15 protein-coding genes are annotated in these 20,141 nt (G+C 46.4%); 6 read left to right on the top strand and 9 right to left on the bottom strand.

All coding sequences use genetic code 11. The annotated features are described in order from the left end of the window. Positions 1 to 20: 20 nt before the first annotated feature. The 6 genes from greA to gloB all read right to left on the bottom strand — a co-directional run bounded on the left by greA (position 21) and on the right by gloB (position 9,399). A complete protein-coding gene (gene greA / locus ICN45_RS00730; protein ID WP_216172074.1) occupies positions 21 to 497 on the bottom strand; it encodes a transcription elongation factor GreA in 477 nt (158 codons plus the stop codon). Positions 498 to 555: 58 nt separating this feature from the next. Next, complete coding sequence (gene carB, locus ICN45_RS00725; RefSeq protein ID WP_216172073.1) at positions 556 to 3,819, bottom strand: carbamoyl-phosphate synthase large subunit; 3,264 nt, start codon at positions 3,817 to 3,819, stop codon at positions 556 to 558. Further along, positions 3,819 to 5,003 carry a glutamine-hydrolyzing carbamoyl-phosphate synthase small subunit gene (gene carA, locus ICN45_RS00720; RefSeq protein WP_216172071.1) on the bottom strand — a complete coding sequence of 395 codons (1,185 nt, stop codon included), beginning with the start codon at positions 5,001 to 5,003 and terminating at the stop codon, positions 3,819 to 3,821. The genes carB and carA overlap by 1 nt, the downstream gene beginning before the upstream one ends. A gap of 247 nt (positions 5,004 to 5,250) precedes the next feature. Then, positions 5,251 to 7,134 carry a propionate--CoA ligase gene (locus ICN45_RS00715; protein ID WP_216172069.1) on the bottom strand — a complete coding sequence of 628 codons (1,884 nt, stop codon included), beginning with the start codon at positions 7,132 to 7,134 and terminating at the stop codon, positions 5,251 to 5,253. Positions 7,135 to 7,171: 37 nt separating this feature from the next. After that, complete coding sequence (locus ICN45_RS00710; RefSeq protein WP_216172067.1) at positions 7,172 to 8,593, bottom strand: transglycosylase SLT domain-containing protein; 1,422 nt, start codon at positions 8,591 to 8,593, stop codon at positions 7,172 to 7,174. Next, the gene (gloB, locus tag ICN45_RS00705; protein WP_216172065.1) at positions 8,593 to 9,399 is read right to left on the bottom strand and encodes a hydroxyacylglutathione hydrolase; all 807 of its coding nucleotides are present in this window, start codon (positions 9,397 to 9,399) and stop codon (positions 8,593 to 8,595) included. The genes ICN45_RS00710 and gloB overlap by 1 nt, the downstream gene beginning before the upstream one ends. A 36-nt stretch (positions 9,400 to 9,435) precedes the next feature. Here gloB and ICN45_RS00700 point away from each other — a divergent pair, with 36 nt between their 5' ends. The 5 genes from ICN45_RS00700 (at position 9,436) to dnaQ (ending at position 15,925) form a co-directional block, all read left to right on the top strand. Further along, positions 9,436 to 10,218 (top strand): class I SAM-dependent methyltransferase, encoded by a 783-nt coding sequence (locus ICN45_RS00700; protein WP_255531028.1) that lies wholly within the window; start codon positions 9,436 to 9,438, stop codon positions 10,216 to 10,218. 4 nt (positions 10,219 to 10,222) lie between these two features. Then, complete coding sequence (gene rnhA / locus ICN45_RS00695; RefSeq protein ID WP_216172061.1) at positions 10,223 to 10,687, top strand: ribonuclease HI; 465 nt, start codon at positions 10,223 to 10,225, stop codon at positions 10,685 to 10,687. Positions 10,688 to 10,800: 113 nt separating this feature from the next. Further along, a complete protein-coding gene (locus tag ICN45_RS00690) occupies positions 10,801 to 12,120 on the top strand; it encodes an efflux RND transporter periplasmic adaptor subunit (protein ID WP_216172059.1) in 1,320 nt (439 codons plus the stop codon). Next, a complete protein-coding gene (locus ICN45_RS00685; protein WP_216172057.1) occupies positions 12,117 to 15,215 on the top strand; it encodes an efflux RND transporter permease subunit in 3,099 nt (1,032 codons plus the stop codon). Before ICN45_RS00690 ends, ICN45_RS00685 begins: the two co-directional genes overlap by 4 nt. After that, complete coding sequence (dnaQ, locus tag ICN45_RS00680) at positions 15,215 to 15,925, top strand: DNA polymerase III subunit epsilon (RefSeq protein ID WP_216172055.1); 711 nt, start codon at positions 15,215 to 15,217, stop codon at positions 15,923 to 15,925. Before ICN45_RS00685 ends, dnaQ begins: the two co-directional genes overlap by 1 nt. A gap of 7 nt (positions 15,926 to 15,932) precedes the next feature. Here the strand turns inward: dnaQ and ICN45_RS00675 are convergent, their stop codons facing one another. Further along, positions 15,933 to 17,024: a tartrate dehydrogenase gene (locus ICN45_RS00675; protein WP_216861698.1), complete on the bottom strand. Its 1,092-nt coding sequence runs from the start codon at positions 17,022 to 17,024 to the stop codon at positions 15,933 to 15,935. A gap of 59 nt (positions 17,025 to 17,083) precedes the next feature. Next, positions 17,084 to 17,746, bottom strand: a complete 663-nt coding sequence (locus ICN45_RS00670; protein WP_216172053.1) for a SprT family zinc-dependent metalloprotease — start codon at positions 17,744 to 17,746, stop codon at positions 17,084 to 17,086. A gap of 81 nt (positions 17,747 to 17,827) precedes the next feature. Here ICN45_RS00670 and ICN45_RS00665 point away from each other — a divergent pair, with 81 nt between their 5' ends. Beyond that, positions 17,828 to 19,138 carry an amidase gene (locus ICN45_RS00665; protein ID WP_216172051.1) on the top strand — a complete coding sequence of 437 codons (1,311 nt, stop codon included), beginning with the start codon at positions 17,828 to 17,830 and terminating at the stop codon, positions 19,136 to 19,138. Positions 19,139 to 19,145: 7 nt separating this feature from the next. On the opposite strand, the gene ICN45_RS00660 is transcribed toward ICN45_RS00665, so the two are convergent. Beyond that, entirely contained in the window at positions 19,146 to 20,123 is a 978-nt protein-coding gene (locus ICN45_RS00660; protein ID WP_216172049.1) for a Bug family tripartite tricarboxylate transporter substrate binding protein, read from the bottom strand. Between the last annotated feature and the right edge of the window lie 18 nt (positions 20,124 to 20,141).

Raw genomic sequence — 20,141 nt, 5'->3', positions numbered from 1 at the left:
GCTCTATCTTGAAGTACTACTTAGATATAACGAACAGCCAGAATCTCGACTTGACGATTGCCACCTGGAGCTTGGACGGCAACCACATCACCCTCTTCCTTGCTAATTAATGCACGGGCAATTGGCGAGCTAATGGAAATCTTGTTCAAAGCAATATCTGCTTCATCATCACCGACAATCTGATAAGTAAGCTTGGTGCCGTCCTCTAGATCTTCTAAATCGACAGTCGCACCAAACACGATCCGACCAGCAACATCTAAAGCGGATGGATCGATGATTTGCGCAGCAGACAACTTGCCTTCTAGTTCTTGAATACGGCCTTCGATAAAGCCTTGCTTTTCTTTAGCGGCATCATATTCAGCATTTTCTGAAAGATCGCCTTGGGCACGCGCTTCAGAAATCGCATTGATCACTGAAGGACGTTCAACGTGTTTAAGGCGGTGCAACTCCTCTTTGAGAAGTTCTGCACCACGTTTGGTAATGGGAATTGAGCTCATACTGCTGACCTAACTTAAATTCATGCACTGAATTGCGCGTATAAATAGCAATTCTAGATTAAATGAGCTTACGATGTAAATCCTGTAAGGAATACACCTCTAAGGACTCTTTACTACCGTTTTGTGAAGCCAACAAACCATCCATTACCGCACGTGCAGCGCTAATGGTCGTGTAGTAGGTTACGCCATTCGCTTGAGCAGTGGTTCGAATCGATCGAGAGTCTGCAATTGCCGTACGGGTTTCATCCACGGTAGTAAATACTAGGGAAATCTCCCCGTTTTTGATGAAATCCACAATATGAGGACGGCCGTCTTTTACTTTATTGACTATCCTCACTGGTAAACCAGCGGCTTCAATGGCAGCGGCAGTCCCCTTCGTGGCCACCATAGGGAAACCTAATTGATGCAGGAGTTTAGCCACTTCAATGGCTTTGGGCTTATCGCTATCTTTTACTGTTAAGAGCACAGTGCCACTCTTGGGTAGTTTGATGCCAGCACCCAATTGGGATTTGAACAGAGCCTCGCCAAAAGTTTTGCCAACCCCCATGACTTCACCAGTCGAGCGCATCTCTGGCCCAAGAATAGGATCAATACCCGGGAACTTATTAAATGGGAATACCGCTTCTTTGACTGAGAAGTATGGTGGCTTCACTTCTGCCTGAATACCTTGCTGTGCGAGTGTTTGACCAACCATACAGCGTGCTGCAATCTTCGCCAACTGTAAACCGGTTGCCTTAGAAACAAATGGCACGGTACGTGAAGCACGTGGATTGACCTCTAATACATAGATGACATCCTTACCGTCTACATTTTGAATCGCAAACTGGACATTCATTAAGCCAATCACATTGAGCCCTTTAGCCATCAAGGCAGTTTGACGCTTGATTTCTTCGACAGTAGTATCAGATAAAGAATAGGGTGGCAATGAACAAGCAGAGTCACCTGAGTGAACACCAGCCTGCTCGATATGCTCCATCACACCACCAATAAAGACCTGGCTACCATCACTGATGCAATCCACATCACACTCAATAGCATCATTGAGGAAGTGGTCCAAGAGCACTGGAGAATCATGTGAAACTTTCACTGCTTCACGCATATAGCGCTCTAAGTCACGGCCATCATGCACGATTTCCATAGCGCGACCACCCAATACATAAGAAGGGCGTACGACCAAGGGATATCCAATTTCTTCAGCAAGAACAAGCGCCTCTTCTTCAGTGCGTGCAGTGCGGTTTGGCGGTTGACGTAAACCCAAGTCCTGCAATAACTTCTGGAAGCGTTCGCGATCTTCTGCGGCATCAATCATATCCGGTGAGGTACCGATAATCGGCACGCCATTTCGCTCAAGATCTAAAGCCAGCTTCAACGGAGTTTGACCACCATACTGAACAATCACACCCTTGGGTTTCTCTTTAGCAACGATTTCTAAGACATCCTCTAGAGTCAATGGCTCAAAGTACAAGCGATCAGACGTATCGTAGTCAGTAGAAACGGTTTCAGGGTTGCAATTGACCATGATGGTTTCATAACCATCATCCCGCAATGCTAGAGCAGCATGCACACAACAGTAGTCGAACTCAATACCTTGACCAATGCGGTTTGGACCACCACCCAAAACCATGATCTTGTCTTTATGGGTGGGGTTTGATTCGCATTCACCATGCTCTGCTTCATATGTGGAGTACAAGTACGCAGTATTGGTAGCGAACTCAGCCGCACAGGTATCAACCCGTTTGTAAACTGGAACTACTTTGAGGCGATGGCGTGCAGCGCGCACTGACTCAGCATCTATACCGAGTAATTTGGCTAAACGGCGATCTGAAAAACCTTTTTGCTTAACAAAGCGCAATTCTTGTGCTGAAAGACTGTCGATCTTGCGTAACTTGAGTTCCGTTTCGATCGTAATCAGTTCTTCAATCTGCTCCAGAAACCAAGGGTCAATTTTGCTTTCGTTATAGATCTCGTCTAAGCCCATACCCATCCGGAAGGCATCCGCCAGAAACCAAATGCGGTCTGGTCCAGGCTCATTGATCTCTTGAATGATGTCATCTAAATCAGTAGAAAATTCATCTAAGCCATCAACACCGACTTCAAGACCACGCAGCGCTTTTTGGAAAGACTCTTGAAAGGTACGACCAATCGCCATCACTTCGCCGACTGACTTCATCTGCGTTGTTAAACGAGAATCCGCTTGCGGGAATTTCTCAAAGGCAAAACGGGGAATCTTTGTGACAACATAGTCAATTGAAGGCTCAAAAGAAGCGGGAGTGGCACCACCAGTAATGTCATTCTTGAGTTCATCCAAGGTATAACCAATAGCTAACTTAGCAGCGATCTTTGCAATTGGAAAACCAGTTGCTTTCGAGGCTAATGCAGATGAACGGGAGACCCGTGGATTCATTTCAATCACGATCATGCGCCCATCAACTGGGTTGATCGAGAACTGTACGTTTGATCCGCCAGTATCTACCCCAATTTCACGCAGAACTGCAATCGATGCATTGCGCATGATTTGATATTCTTTATCAGTTAGTGTTTGCGCAGGAGCAACCGTAATCGAGTCACCGGTATGCACACCCATCGGGTCTAGATTTTCGATTGAACACACAATGATGCAGTTATCGTTGCGATCACGCACCACTTCCATCTCAAATTCTTTCCAACCTAAGAGAGACTCTTCAATCAAGAGTTCACGGGTTGGGGATAAATCCAAACCGCGTTTGCAGATTTCTTCAAACTCTTCACGGTTGTATGCAATTCCGCCGCCGGATCCACCCATGGTGAATGAAGGACGAATCACTACTGGGAAACCAGCGCTACCAGTCTGCAACTGAATTTGCTGCTGCACTTCAAGTGCTTCATCCAAGGAATGGGCAATGCCCGATTTTGCTGAGCCCAGACCAATTTTGGTCATCGCCTCTTTAAATTTCTGGCGATCTTCGGCTTTATCAATTGCTTCTGGTGATGCCCCAATTAATTCACAGCCGTATTTTTCTAATACGCCATGACGATGCAGATCTAAAGCGCAATTAAGGGCAGTTTGTCCACCCATGGTTGGCAAAATCGCATCGGGTTTCTCAGTCGCAATAATGCGCTCTACCACTTCCCAGGTAATCGGCTCAATGTAAGTCACATCTGCCATTTCTGGGTCGGTCATGATGGTTGCTGGATTGCTATTGACCAGAATGACTTTATATCCCTCATCGCGCAACGCTTTGCAGGCCTGCGCTCCAGAATAGTCAAACTCACAAGCCTGCCCAATCACAATGGGGCCTGCACCAATAATCAAGATGCTCTGAATGTCGCTACGCTTAGGCATTATTTGCCTCCTTTATTGCTAGCATTCATCAGCTCCACAAAACGATCAAATAAATAGGCAATGTCATGAGGGCCTGGTGAGGCCTCAGGATGTCCTTGAAAACACAGTGCTGGCTTATCTTTCCAAGCCAAACCTTGCAATGAGCCATCAAACAAAGAAACATGTGTCACGCGCAAGTTGTCTGGCAAGGTATTTGAGTCGACAGCAAAGCCGTGATTCTGAGAAGTAATCGCCACGCGCCCGGTATCTAAGTCTTTCACTGGGTGATTTGCGCCATGATGACCAAACTTCATCTTCAATGTTTTAGCGCCTGCCGCAAGGCCCATAATTTGATGCCCTAAACAGATGCCGAATGTAGGAATGCCTTTTTCTATAATTTCTTTCGCGGCAGCGATTGCGTAATCACAGGGTCCAGGATCTCCAGGGCCATTTGAGAAAAATACACCATCTGGCTTCATTGCTAAGACTTCAGTAGCGCTCGTTTGTGCAGGTACTACCGTAAGCTCGCAACCCCGCTCAGTGAGCATGCGCAATATATTGCGTTTCACACCAAAGTCATAAGCAACGACTTTTTTGATTGGCTTACTGCCATCGAATGTTCGGTAGGCTGGCTTGCCATCAGGGCCATGCAAATCCCATTCTGCTTCACACCATTCATAGGATTTCTGGGTAGTAACAACTTTTGCCAGATCTAAGCCAGACATTCCAGGGAATGCTTTAGCAAGCTCAAGCGCTTTTTTACCCATGAGCTCATAGTCATCGCCGGCTTTTCCAGCAACAATTGCCCCTGATTGCGCACCGGTATCCCGCAGGATGCGAGTCAATTTACGGGTATCGATTCCGGCGATTCCAAGAACGCCTGCAGTTCTTAGGTAATGATCTAAAGTCCCCTCTGAGCGAAAATTGGATACCCGCTTCGGCAAATCTTTAATCACCAGTCCTGCAGCATGAATTCGATCGGACTCCGCGTCCTGCGCATTCACACCGACATTACCGATATGAGGATAGGTTAAGGTAACAATTTGACGTGCATAACTTGGATCAGTGATGATCTCTTGATATCCAGTTAATGCGGTATTAAAAACGACTTCGCCGGTAGTTTCGCCTGGGGCACCAATACTAAAACCGAGAAATAATGTGCCGTCGGCTAGAGCCAACACGGCGGGGGGAAAAGAAGGAAGCAAGGGTGACAAACCATCTCCAGTCCCTGCTCCATCCGACGCTCAAAACCCCCAAAAATACCAACCCGGGGCTTCTTTATGCGGGAGGTGAGTGTCTTTAAGCGCTAGGGTATTAATTAAGTTTTGAACCTGGTCATCATACCATTTTTACTCGTAAACCCTTGAACGCCCCGCCCCATACACTTAGCAACTTACTGCCTCCTCCAGTCCTTGGTCAATGGAAGTAGATTGAGGCTAGCCCTTCAGGAATTTATGTCTTGGCGCGTTCCTCAATAATGGTCTGAATTTGAGCTAAAACAGTCTGGTCTTCCATGGTGCTGATATCACCAGGGTCGCGACCTTCGGCTACTGCTTGTAATGCACGACGCACGATCTTGCCAGAACGGGTTTTAGGTAAGGCTGTCACTACATACACGCGACTAGGACGTGCAATAGCCCCCAAGGTAGTGTCAACGGTCTTCATACACTCAGCTTCTAAGGTGCTTATATTCGAGGCATCCTTAGGAATAACGAAGGCAATAGCTGCCTGACCTTTCAGTTTGTCTTCAATACCAACTACAGCTACTTCAGAAACATTAGGATGCCCAGAGATACTCTCTTCAATCTCCCGCGTTCCAAGACGGTGTCCTGCAACATTAATCACATCATCAGTCCGGCCTAAGATAAAAAAGTAACCATCTTTATCTTTGATACCCCAGTCAAATGTGGAGTAGATCAACTTACCGGGAATCGTGTCCCAATAAGTACTGACAAAGCGCTCGTCATCACCCCAAACAGTTTGCATGCAACCTGGAGGCAACGGGCCTTCGATGGCAATCACCCCTTTTTGATCTGGTCCTAACTCTTCAGATGTAGCGTCATCCAATAGTTTCATGTTGTAACCAAAGGATGGCACACCTGGTGAGCCAAACTTATGCGGCATGACTTCAACACCCCGTTGAATTGCCAACATCGGCCAACCTGTTTCTGTTTGCCAGTAGTTATCCACAATCGGTTTTTTAATCGCATCATGAATCCAACTTGCGGTTGGCTCATCTAATGGCTCGCCCGCCAAGAACAGAGCGCGCAATGATGAAAGATCATATTTAGTCAAAAAAGCAGGGTCTTGCTTTTTGAGAACACGTACTGCAGTTGGTGCCGAGAACATCACAGAGACTTTGTACTTCTCAACCAACTGCCACCAAATTCCTGCATCAGGTCGCAATGGCGTGCCTTCATACATGATCGTTGCCATGCCGTTGAGTAATGGACCATAAATGATGTAGCTGTGACCCACTACCCATCCGATATCTGAGGTAGTGAACATGGTTTCACCAGCCTTGCCACAGAAGATATGGTTCATAGAGGACATTAAAGCAACTGCATAACCGCCGGTATCGCGTTGCACACCTTTCGGTTTGCCAGTGGTACCTGAGGTATACAGAATGTAGGAGGGATGGGTTGCATCCACCCATTCAATGGGAACGATAGCGTTCAAATGCGCTTGACGTTCGCTTGCGTAATCTAAATCGCGTCCAGCTACCGCAGTGAACTCAGTCAGTCCGCGATTGACAATCAGTACTTTTTTAGGCTTATAGCTTGCTAGTGTGATTGCTTCATCCAGGAGTGGCTTATAGGGCACCGCTTTGCCGCCACGCATACCTGCCTCTGCAGTCACAATCATTTTTGGTTTGGCGTCATCAATCCGAGATGCCAGACTATGAGAAGCGAAGCCACCAAAAACCACTGAATGAATTGCGCCAATCCGTGCACAAGCGAGCATTGCAAAACAGGCTTCCGCAATCATCGGCATGTAGATCAGAACCCGATCGCCTTTTTGAATACCATGGGCTTGATAAATAGCAGCCATCCGATTTACTTCTTCGTAGAGCTCTTTATAGGTATACGCTTTTTCTAGATTGGTTTCTGTGGAAACGGCAACTAGGGCAATTTGATCTGGCCGCTCTTTTGCATGGCGATCCACTGCGTTGTAGCAGAGGTTGGTAAGACCTCCTTCGAACCATTTTGCGAATGGTGGATTGTCGTAATTCAGAACAGTATCGAATGGCTTTTCCCAATGGATTAACTTTGCCTGCTCACCCCAGAAACTATCTGGGTCTTTTATTGAGCGTTCGTGATGTGCTTTATAGGACATGGATCAACCTAATTTTGAATATACAAAGTGACTGAAATTACTGTTTATTACTCCCCCCTTTAACACTGGGGTTAGCCGAACTCGTATTTTTCGCAGATATTGCAAGCCCTGTCGATGCGGATTTATGCTGAGATGCAGCATTTTTCGCTGAAGAATTACCCTTAGATGAGCCTTTTTCCGCTGTTTTGCTACTTTTTGAGCTGCCGCATTTAGCCGTCTTCTGCCCTTTTGCGGGTTTTGCACACTTAGCAGCTGGAGGGGCTGGTTTTTCTAAGCTCAAGCTGGCATTTTCAGCCATTTCAGTGGAGACATCACCTGGGCGTCGGCTCGTTTTCGGGATTAATACAGTAGAGCCAGCTTTAATACGCATCCCTTTAGGAATGCCATTAATACTTCTCAAGGTATCGGCATCTACGCCCAATGTTTTAGAGACCTGATCAACGCTCTCCGTTTTACTGACCTGCACTGCTGTCCAAGAAGAAAGTGGTTTGTTGTAAGTCTTCAGGTTGGCCTGAAAGATCTCGGCATGAGCAAACGGTAAGAGGATCTGTTGATTGGCATTGCTCAAAATCACTGGTTTATTAAATGAGGGATTGAGGCTATGGAATTCATCTTCAGGGATTTCTGCTAACTGAATCACTAGTGCAACGTCGATATCGCTGCCTACATCAACTGCTACAAAATAAGGATGGTTCTCCAGATCGGGTAGAACAATTCCGTAAGCTTTAGGATCCAAAACAATTTGGCGATAAGCCATGAGCTTGGGCACATAATTGCGGGTTTCGCGCGGCATGGTCAAACTCTCGTAATCCGTAGGCAGACCTGCTGCTACATTGCGTTTCTGCGCCTTCAATATATTGCCAGTACCCCAGTTATAAGCAGCCAATGCAAGCTCCCAACTGCCAAACTGTTTATAGAGTCGTTGCAGATAATCCAAAGCAGCATCGGTCGATTGCAAAACATCGCGACGCTCATCACGAAAGACGTTTTGCGTTAAGCGAAAGTCTTTACCAGTTGCCGGCATAAACTGCCACAAGCCCACAGCCTTTGCGCTGGATTTGGCATTCGTCACAAATGCACTTTCTACAAAAGGAAGCAGTGCAATTTCAGTGGGCATATTTCGGGCATTGACTTCTTGCACGATATAAAACAAATAACGTGATGAGCGGGTCATCGAACGGTTTACATAGTCAGGTCGCGCACTTAACCAGCGGACTTGCTCTATCTCTAAAGGACTATTCAGAGGCTCCATCTGAAAGCCATCGCGTATCCGAATCCATAAATTATCAGACGGTGCGTAGACTTTACTAACCGATTGGCTCTGCAGATTAACGCGAGTCGCTTTAGAGGATCTTGCATTGGCCTTGGTCGGTGTATCTGAAGACCAGTCGCCCATGCTCGCGCATCCCGAAAGAAAGGCGGCAAGCAGCATTACTACAAATACAAAAACTAAACGCATCAGAAACGGTCTTTCCAAGCCCGGATAACAGCCAGCGCATGGGCAGGCGTGGGTAGATTTTGCTCACCAGACACTTCTTTGGCTGCAGCAATAACCTCTGCTTGGTCACAGCGCATAAAGGGATTTACTTGCAGTTCTTGGCCAATAGTCGTTGGTAAGGTTGGTAATCCTTGCGCGCGCAATGCTTGTGCCTTCTCAGCCCAAGAAATTAGATTGAGATTGTTCGGCTCAACCGCTAAAGCAAAGCGAATATTGGATAAGGTGTACTCGTGTGTGCAAAACACCAAGGTATTTTTCGGTAATGCCGCAAACTTTGCCAAAGACTGGGTCATTTGCGTGGGCGTTCCCTCGAATAAACGACCGCAACCGGAGGCAAATAAAGTGTCACCACAGAACAGCATAGGCTCTGGAAGGCTGGCTTGAATCTTGGCAAAGTAAGCAATATGGTCCAAGGTATGCCCTGGAACTTCAAAGACTTTTAAGCTGATGCGAGGAACGGCAATCTCAATCTCGTCATTCTCCATAGCAACTATCGTGCGCCCTGGAATATCAGCTCCTGCAGGGCCGTAGACTGGAATATCCGGAAATTGATGCAATAGTTTGAGTATTCCACCAGTATGGTCAGGGTGGTGATGGGTCACCAAGATGCCCTTGAGCGTCAAACTACTCTGGAGCAGGTAGTCCTGAACTGGTGCAGAATCCCCCGGGTCGACCACTAAAGCAGACTCTCCATCGTGGATACACCAGATGTAGTTATCATCAAAGGCCGGTATGGGCCAAACTTGCAATAAAGTATTCTTATCCATAAACCGATGATACCAACCCCACCCATCCCTTCCCAGATGCCTGCACCCCCATGGAGTTCATGGGAAAAATGGCTCCAATCACCTCCAGGACGCTATGTTCTTGGCTGGGAGCAAAAATGCTTTGATCAAATCGTCGCTGATGTATTTGGTTTTAATGCTGTCCAAATTGGCCTGCCACAAATCAATACCCTGAGTGAGAACCGTATGCCAATGCAGGCAATTCTGATTCACTCTAATGACAGCCTTGAATACGCGTCTAAATACCATTGGCATTTAATTGAAGGTAGCTCTTCCGAATTGCCCTTTGCGAATGAGAGTCTGGATTTAGTTGTACTACCCCATGTTCTGGAATTCGCGACAGATCCCCATCAAATCTTGCGTGAGGTAGATCGGGTCTTGCGACCAGAAGGTCGTCTCATTATTTCGGGATTTAATCCAGCCAGTCTTTGGGGCGCAAGACAGTATTTAAGTCGCTTAATCGGCAGCCCCTATCTGCCGCGTGATGGGCAATTTATTGGCCTCATTCGCGTAAAAGATTGGCTGCAATTACTCAACTTTTCTTTAGATCGGGGCCACTTTGGTTGTTATAAATTCCCCCTCCAAGGGATATCTAGTATGAATCGCATGGATTTTTTGGAGCATATGGGGAATCGTTGGTGGCCTATATTTGGCGCGGTGTTTGTGGTGTCGGCAATTAAGCGTCATCAAGGTATCCGCATGATTGGTCAGATTGCACCAGTGCGCGTGCCAGCGATTCAACAATTAAGCCCCGCTGCCAAACGTAGCAAGCTTAAAGAAATTCAAGACACAGTAAATTAAGAATATGTCTCATTCACACAAAACATCTAGCACACCGCATATCGTGATTTATACCGATGGAGCTTGCAAAGGAAATCCAGGCCCAGGTGGTTGGGGTGCGGTACTGCGATCAGGCGGCCATGAAAAACACATCCATGGCGGAGAAAAACTCACAACCAATAACCGGATGGAGCTCAGTGCCGTTATTTTCGCTTTGCGGGCTCTGAAACAAAGAAGCAGCGTTGAACTTTGGACCGACTCCCAATATGTCCAAAAAGGGGTGACAGAGTGGCTAGAGGGTTGGAAAAAAAGGGGCTGGAAGACGGCTAGCAAAGACCCCGTTAAAAATGCTGACCTGTGGCAAGAATTGGATGCCCTGCTGCCAGATCATGCCATCTCTTGGCATTGGGTCAAAGGTCATAACGGCCATCCCGGCAATGAACTGGCTGATCAGCTGGCAAATAAGGGTGTTGAGGAGTTTTTACCTTAAGGCGAAAGCTTAGCGTTGGATACACCGTTTTAGCGGTCTTGTGAGAGAATGGGCGAGCTCAAAAAAGCAGCAAAACTGCGCTTAAACCCTATAAAACCACGAAAAACGAGACTGTGTCAAAAATAGAATCTTCTCTGGATACATTGCTTGCCAAATTAGTGCAAATCAAAGATGTGGGCATGGCACGTCTATGCGCCCTCTGGAAAAAGTATTCCCCTCAAGCAAACCAATACATTAGTCAACTCAAGAAAATGAATTACGCCACAGCGAAGGCTTTTGTCATTCGTTTTAAGTGGCGCATTTTGCTGGTATTGATTGTTCTTTATGCAGGATCGAAGTCATACGATTATGTCTTCCCTGCTGGCAAAAAAGCTGGGGGTCCTCAAGTGATTACTAGCGTAGTAGTAGAGAAAAAAGATGTGCCCCTCATCATTGAAGCTACCGGTACGACTGTGTCTAATAGCATTGTAGATATTCGTCCGATGGTGACAAATACCGTTGCTAAGATTCATATTAAGGATGGTCAGGAAGTTAAAGAAGGACAACTCCTTTTTACCTTGGATGATCGTAATGACAAGGCCAATTATGAAAAACTGAAAGCATTGGCTGATGATGCGCAAAAGCAATACTTACGCGCAAAAGAATTGGTAGACAAAAACTTTATATCAAAGGCCGGCCTGGAGACATCCCTTGCTAATTCCAAGTCTGCACAAGCTGCTGCACGTTCTGCCGAAGTACAACTCTCCTTTGACTCCATTCGCTCTCCAATTAACGGCAGAGCCGGAATCATCAACGTCTTCCCCGGCTCTTTAGTGCAAGCAAGTAATGTCGTAACAACTGCAACAAGCTCTACTGCCACCTCGAGCGTAGGGTCGATGGTCACAATCACGCAACTCAACCCCATTAATGTTCAATTCGTCATTCCAGAAAAGGATATCCCCATCATTCTTGAAAATAAAAAGGATGATGCACCTTTGAAGGTTAAAGTGACTATTGGGGATACCGGAAAAAATACTTATGAGGGTCAAGTTTTGGTGATCGATAACCAAGTAGACCCACTGATTGCCGCAGTGCGTGTTAAAGCACAAATCCCGAACGAAAAGCTAGAAGTACTTCCTGGGCAATTTGCACGCGTCTCCCTCAATGCCAATACCCTAAAAGACGTGATTGCCGTTCCTACTCAAGCAATTGTCATTGGCCCTAATGGGCGCCTGGTATATGTTATTGATAAGGACGACAAGGTCACCGCAAAACCGGTGAAAGTACCCTATGAGTACCAGGGCACCTCAGTCATTACTGGGATTAATTCTGGTGATCGCATTGTGGTTGAAGGTAAGCAGAATTTGCGCACTGGCAGCAAAGTACGCGAAGCAAAATCCTCCAAATCGGGTCCAGCCTCCGCTGATAAAACTACTAGCACTGAACCAAAATGACGCTTTCTGAGCTATGTATTAGACGTCCCGTAATGACGGTATTACTGTCTATTGCAACTGTCATTGCTGGAAGTGTTGCGTATTTTAAGATTCCAGTAGCCGCCCTGCCTAGTTTCAATACACCAGTGATTTCTGTAACTGCGAGCTTGCCTGGCGCCTCACCAGAAATTATGGCCTCGGCGGTTGCGCTACCGCTTGAAAAAGAATTTTCAACGATTGATGGCATCAAAGTCATTAGCTCTACCAACTCACTTGGTTCAACGAGCGTTACCCTTGAATTTACAAGTGACCGAGATATCGATAGAGCAGCTGTAGATGTTCAAGCCGCCCTCTTGCGGGCACAGCGACGTTTACCAATTGAAATGACGATACCGCCTTCGTATCGAAAGATAAATCCTGCGGATACACCCGTATTAATTGTGCGCATGAGCTCTCCGTCAATCAGCCTCTCTGAAATGAATGCTTATGCAGAGAACCTGATGTCTCCAAACCTATCAACTATTTCTGGGGTATCACAAGTAATAGTGTACGGAGCAAAGCGTTATGCAGTCCGAGTGAGTGTGAGGCCAGATGCTTTGGGTAATCGCAATATCACCATGGATGAGGTAGCCGCAGCGCTAAATAAGGCCAATACCAATAGTCCCATTGGAACCCTTGATGGCCCTCGCCAACTGATCACCATTTATGCCAATCCACAGCTAGTTCAGGCTGAGGAATTTGGCAACCTCATCGTCGCCCAACGTAATGGCTACCCGATTTATCTCAAAGATGTAGCTGATGTGCAAGAAAGCTTTGAAGACGTTAAGACATTTGCCTCAGCAAATGGCGAGCGCTCCATAGCGATTGCTGTTCTGCGCCAACCAAACGCTAATACGGTTGAAGTGGTTGACTCCATTAAAAAACTGTTGCCTTCTCTTAAAGCGCAAATGCCTGAGTCTATTCAGCTAACACTGTTTAATGACCGCTCGCTCTCGATTATTGAGTCTATTCATGATGTTAATCTGACCTTGCTTCTAACTATTGCACTTGTTGTCTTAGTTATCTTCCTATTCCTAAAGCATCTATCTGCCACCGTCATCCCATCTATTAGTCTGCCGATTTCTCTGATCGGCGCATTTTTCGTTTTCTACTTTTTAGGCTACAGCCTTAATAATATTTCCTTACTAGGTATCACTCTTGCTGTTGGCTTGGTAGTAGATGATGCAATCGTGGTGCTAGAAAACATCATGCGCTATGTTGAAGAAGGTATGGACCCCTTAAAAGCCGCTTTAAAAGGTAGTAAAGAGGTTGGCTTTACGATCATCTCAATCTCGCTATCTTTGGTGGCAGTATTTATTCCGCTATTTTTCATGGCTGGTCCCATTGGCCTTCTCTTTAGAGAATTTGCCGTTGTAGTAACGCTCTCCATCTTGGTCTCAGCGCTTGTCTCATTAACAGTAGTGCCAATGTTATGTAGCCGCTTTTTACCCAAACCCGGTCAACATCCAAAAGAATATGAAATCACAAAGCAGTTTGATCGCGTATATGAATGGACTTTAAAAAAGTATGTCCACTTTTTAGATTTAGCCTTAGTAAATAGAAGGAAAGTATTGCTAGGGGCGATTGCAAGTTTTGTGATCACCATCGCTCTTTTTGTCTATAGTCCCAAAGGGTTCTTTCCGGAAGAAGATATTGGTCAATTACGTGTAACTGTAGAAGCTTCTGAAGACACCTCTTTCAAAACAATGATGGCTTTGCAGGAGCAGGCTGCGAAAATTGTGGATAGTGACCCCAATGTGGCAACCTCAATCTCCATTCTTGGCGGTGGCCAAAGTTCAGGTCGCAATACCGGGAGATTTTTTATCATTCTCAAGCCCAAGGATGAGCGCCAAAAAATGAGCAAGGTTATGGAGGGGCTTAGAACCAAGTTCAAAGAAATTCCGGGCATTCAGGTCTACATGAGCCCCGTACAAAATTTACAGCTAGGCGGTCGAAGCAGTAAAAGCCGCTATCAATTTACCCTGCAAAGTGTTGGCTTTGAAGGCGTGAACGAATGGGCTGATAAATTGTTACAAAAAATGCGCGCTGACCCCATTTTTAAAGATGTCACTAGCGACTCGCAATTAAAAGGCTTAAATGTCAGGATTGATATTGATCGGGAAAAAGCTGCCAGCGCAGGAGTTTCCATCGCCGATATTCGTACTGCGCTCTATTCTTCCTTTGGTGAGAGACAGGTTTCTACCATCTATACACCTGTAAATACCTATTACGTTATTTTGGAAACAGCAGAGGATGATCGTCAATTTGAAACGGACTTGAACAAGGTCTTTGTGCGCGGTAGAGCGACAGATAAATTAATTCCGCTATCCAGTCTGGCGAGCTTTGTCAGAACTGTGGGCCCTACAGCCGTAAACCACCAGGGTCAGATCCCTGCAGTAACGATTTCTTTTAACCTCGCTCCAGATGTTTTCTTGGGGGATGCTACTCAGGCAATCGATGGCTTTGTTAAGGCAGTTGATTTGCCGCCTTCTATCATCACGAGTTATGGTGGCGATGCGGCCGTATTTAAAGATAATCAATCCGGTCAGATAATTTTGCTATTGGCTGCATTAGGTGTTATTTATGTCTTGCTTGGGGTTCTGTATGAGAGCTATATCCACCCCCTTACTATTCTGGCAGGTCTACCTTCTGCAGCTATTGGCGCAATTTTGTCCCTACGCATCTTCGGTTTTGAGCTCACCGTTGTTGCTTCGATCGGCATCTTGCTGCTGATTGGTATTGTGAAGAAGAATGCAATTTTAATGATTGACTTTGCATTAGATGCGCAGCGTAACCAAGGTATGACTCCCGAAAAGGCGATTCGTGAAGCCTGTATCTTACGTTTCCGCCCCATTATGATGACCACTATTGCCGCTTTGATGGGTGCATTACCCATTGCCCTCGGCTTAGGTGCTGGTGCAGAGTTACGCCAACCGCTTGGTATCAGCGTTGCTGGCGGCTTGATTTTCTCTCAGTTTGTCACCTTGATCATTACGCCTGTCATTTACCTCTATCTCGATAAATATGCGGGCAATGGTCCGATGGATATTCCGGCCTCAGTACTGGAAGGAACCTAATGCGTAAAGTCATTCTAGATACAGAAACAACGGGTTTGAATCCCGCTACTGGTGATCGCATCATCGAAATTGCTTGCGTGGAAATGCTAGGCCGTCGCCTGACTGAAAAAACCTTTCATTACTACATCAATCCTGAGCGGGATATTGATGCGGGTGCGTTTGCGGTGCACGGTTTATCCAGAGAATTTCTGTCGGACAAACCCATCTTTGCCAATATTGTTGAACAGCTCATAGAGTTTGTTGATGGTGCTGAAATTGTGATTCATAACGCTGCCTTTGACTTGGGCTTTTTAGATAATGAATTCGCTCTTTTAAAGCGTCCGCCCTTCCGAAATCTGGCGTCTAAAGTCACAGACACTTTGCTCGATGCCCGTCAGATGTTCCCTGGCAAACGCAATTCCTTAGATGCACTTTGCGAGCGCTTCTCCATTAGCAATCAACATCGTACCCTCCACGGTGCTTTATTAGACGCCCAGCTTTTAGCCGAAGTCTATGTAGCCATGACCAGAGGTCAAGAGGATCTCTCAATTGATTTAATCGACTACACGGTAGGCGCAGATTCTTCAGGGCACACAAAAGCCTTGCCAACGAATCTCAAAATCATTACTGCTGCTGCTGCTGATCTTCAACTACACGAGAAGATCTTGGCTGAAATTGCAAAGGCAAGTAAAAAGGACCCCATATGGAGTCCTTTGAATACTGCAGGCTAACTACTGCTTAGATTGCTGCAGCTATCGCCTTACCGAGATCATCCGTCTTAGCTGTTCCACCAAGGTCTGGCGTCAAGGGTGCATTACCTGGGCCAGCCGCTAACACCTTCTCAATCGCGTTAAAGATTGCTTTGCCAGCCTCTGGGTAGCCAAGGTGGTCGAGCATCATTGATCCACTCCAGATCTGCCCAATCGGATTGGCAATCATCTTGCCGTAAATGTCTGGTGCTGAACCATGAACAGGCTCGAACAAAGACGGGAACTTGCCTTCAGGATTAATACTTCCTGATGGCGCAACCGCAATGGTCCCGGTACAGGCAGGCCCTAAGTCCGACAAAATATCGCCAAACAGATTACTAGCGACCACTACATCAAATCGATCGGGATTCATAACAAAATGCGCTGCCAAAATATCAATGTGATATTTATCGGTACGAATATCAGCATAGTTTTTAGACATTGCTTCGACACGCTCATCCCAATACGGCATGGTGATCGCAATCCCATTGGATTTGGTTGCTGACGTTAAATGTTTCTTGGGACGGCTTTTTGCTAACTCAAAGGCATATTGCAAAATCCGATCTACGCCCTGCCGTGTAAATACCGATTCTTGAATGACGAATTCACGGTCGGTATCGGGAAACATCTTGCCACCAACGCTGGAATACTCGCCTTCGGTATTTTCACGAACCACAAAGAAATCGATATCACCCGGCTTGCGATTAGCTAATGGGCATGGCACGCCTGGCAGCAATCGAACCGGTCGCAGGTTCACGTATTGGTCAAAACCACGGCGGAATTGAATCAAGCTACCCCACAAAGAGACGTGATCAGGAAGAATATCGGGCATGCCCACAGCGCCAAAAAAGATCGCGTCATATTGCATCAAGGTATCAAACCAGTCGTCTGGCATCATCTTGCCGTGCTTGAGGTAATAGTCGCAACTCGCAAAATCAAAATGATCAAATTGCATGCCAATCCCAAACTTCTGGTTTACGACTTCTAGCGCACGAATACCCTCAGGCATCACTTCTTTACCAATACCGTCGCCAGCGATGACAGCGATTTTGGGGTTTTTAAATATTTTCTTTGCGCTCATTTTTTTGTCTCAAAATTTGAATGAATGGTTATCAATGGAAATCAGTCTAGTTTTATATACTAGCTGATGGCACGACGAATTTCATCTGGAGGATTTTTGCTCCCCTTAGTCACTGATTCGCTATCGTAATCGCTGGTATTTTCAATCGTCTCAGGCGCATCTTCCTGCATCCGGATATTATCCTTTGGACAAATCGGCGCACCATAGCTAGCCCATTTTTTTAGTAAGGTCACCTCAAAGCCACATTGGCCACACTTGGCTTTGCTGCGACTCGCATTGCTTGGTCTAGGCGGCGGAAAAACGATGGCTTGATGAGGATATGGGCCGAGCTCTTGACTGATCATCATCAGCCTCACCATCAGCTCTTCGCTTGCATGCGCCATTCTGGCAGGACCCTCAAGCCCCACTGTCTGGGCAATGCCCTTGAAATCTTCCCCATGACCACTAAAGCAATCGTCTACCGCATGGCATAACTCGTGTACCAAGGTGTCTAGTAATTGCACTGGGTCATCAATCTTGGGGGAGATAAAAATCTCGTTGACACCCCCGCCTGAGCGTTCCCGCGGCCAACACTGTCCCAAAGTAGTTCTGGGGCTACTAGAGGCTGGAAAGCCACAGGAAACTCTGACTGGGGGGATGGCATAGCCTGCTTTAGAAAATACAGGTTCTAGGTGCCTTACAGCGTCTACTAGCCAGGCTTCACGCACTGAATGTTGCTTCATCTTTTGCTTACTATTGACTCAATTGGGGAAGTTTAAAAATACTAAATTGCGATCATACGCCACCAACCGTATTATGTTGGTATGAAAGATCTAGAAAGCCTCAGCGCTTCCCAAGCAGTCAAAGCGCTTTCTAAACGAGAAATTAAGGCGACTGACTTACTCCTCTCCTGCCTAGACCGCATCGGGCAAAGAGAAAGCCTGGTGAAGGCTTGGGTCAGCCTAGGGAAAGAGAATGCCCTAGCGCGCGCTAAGGAACTGGATAGAGGGGCTATTCAGGGGCTATTGCATGGCCTCCCAATCGGGGTGAAAGACTTATTTGATACCTACGACCTACCTACCACCTATGGCTCCCCGATTTACGCCAATCACTACCCCAGTACCGATGCCGTCTCTGTAGCACTGATGCGACAAGCCGGCGGAATTATTCTGGGTAAAACCGTCACAAGCGAGTTTGCCTTCTTTAAGGGTGGTCCTACAAGCAACCCCCATGACAATCAACATACTCCTGGTGGTTCCTCAAGCGGATCTGCTGCTGCGGTTGCAGACTTCATGATTCCCCTTGCTATCGGCAGCCAATCAGCTGGTTCCATCATTCGTCCAGCGTCATTTTGTGGCGTAGTGGGTTATAAGCCTAGCTATGGAAAGATCAGTGTTGCTGGGGTTAAGAGTCTGGCAATTTCACTCGATACCCTGGGTTGTTTTGGTAGAACGGTAGAAGATGTAGCCCTTGGTGTGGCTGCAATGAGCGGCGATCATCAGCTCGCTAGAGTCGCTGATTTACAAAACAAACCCCGTATTGGGATTTGTAAGACAGCACATTGGTCAAGTGCCAGCAAAGAAACTATCAGTGCATTAGCTCTAGCACGTCATACAGCGGAAACGATTTCTAAGGGAGCCATTCGCAATCATGTCCTACCAAAAGCTTGCGATAATTTAATTCAGGTGCAAACACGAATCATGCAGTCTGAAATGTCACGAAGCTTAGCTTTTGAACGCGCGCATTTTCACAAGAAATTAAGCCCAGTGCTACTCAAACAAATAGATGATGGCGCTAAGATCAGCTATGAGGAATACGCAAAAGATTTGCTGCGGGCTAAAAAGGCTCGGACTTCAATAGAAGATCTTTTTGATCATGAAATCGATATATTGATTGCACCAAGCGCGATTGGTGAAGCGCCATTACTAAAAGAGGGAACTGGTGATCCGATCTTCTGTAGAGAATGGACCTTATTAGGACTTCCTTGCATCAATATAAATATTGGCAATGGACCGCATGGCCTGCCAGTTGGCATTCAACTCATTGCCGGACCAGGTAAAGACCATTTCTTATTGAGTGTTGCGAGAGCATTTGCTCAGGCATTACCTGACCCCGTTTTACGAGATCAGGCATAAGGACCTCTTAATCAAGAGTGATATTGGCAGCTTTGATGGCTTTACTCCAATAAGGCAATTCTTTCTTAAGCAAAGCATCCATCTGAGCTGGGTTGAGATAACGCAATTCAACACCGGCAGCATCAGAGCGGTCTTTCACTTCAGGTAAAGCCAGACTCTGCTTTACGGAATCAGAAAGTTTATTAATCACGGGTGCGGGTGTGCCTGCAGGCGCATACAAGGCTACCCAGGACTCTAATTGGAATGAAGGTAAGCCGGCCTCGGCAGTCGTTGGCACATTAGGCATGCCGGGGTGGCGATTCTTACCAGTAACTGCCAAGCCTTTGAGCTTGCCACTTTGGACATGCTGCATTAATGAGGGCGGTGTACTAATAAAAACTTGTACTTGACCCGCTAAGACATCCTGAATCGCTGGGCCCGATCCTTTATACGGTACGTGAACCATCTCCACACCGGTGGTTTGTTTAAAAATCTCGGTGCCAATATGAGAAACAGAGCCATTACCTTGCGAGGCATAATTTAACTTACCGGGATTCGCTTTGGCATAGGCGATAAATTCTTTTAAGTTATTGACTGGCACTGAAGGATGAACGGCAATCACATTGGTTGAAACAGTTAGCAAAGCAACCGGTGAAAAATCTTTAACAGGGTCCCACGGTAACTTGTCAAACAGTGCTGGATTACCAACGTGATATCCAGAATAAGAAATTAGTAGTGTGTAGCCATCGGGTTTTGCCTTAGCAACAGATTGATAGGCAGTGTTACCACTGGCGCCAGGCTTGTTATCCACAATGATTGGCTGGCCAATGACGCGCGCCAGCGGTTCACTCAAGAGGCGCGCAGAAGTATCCACCAAACCACCCGGTGGATTAGGCACCACCAAAGTAATTGGACGATCTGGGAATGCTTGGGCAGCAGCAAGTTGAGCGCTTAAAGCAAAGCCCAATGAAACCAATAGCTTTTGTGTGAGATGGAATCTTTTCATGCTGGTCTCCTGATTTTC

The organism is Polynucleobacter alcilacus, assembly GCF_018881545.1.
Lineage (GTDB): Bacteria > Pseudomonadota > Gammaproteobacteria > Burkholderiales > Burkholderiaceae > Polynucleobacter > Polynucleobacter alcilacus.
Note: the sequence above shows the minus strand (reverse complement) of the source record. Positions and strands in the feature narration are given on the sequence as shown.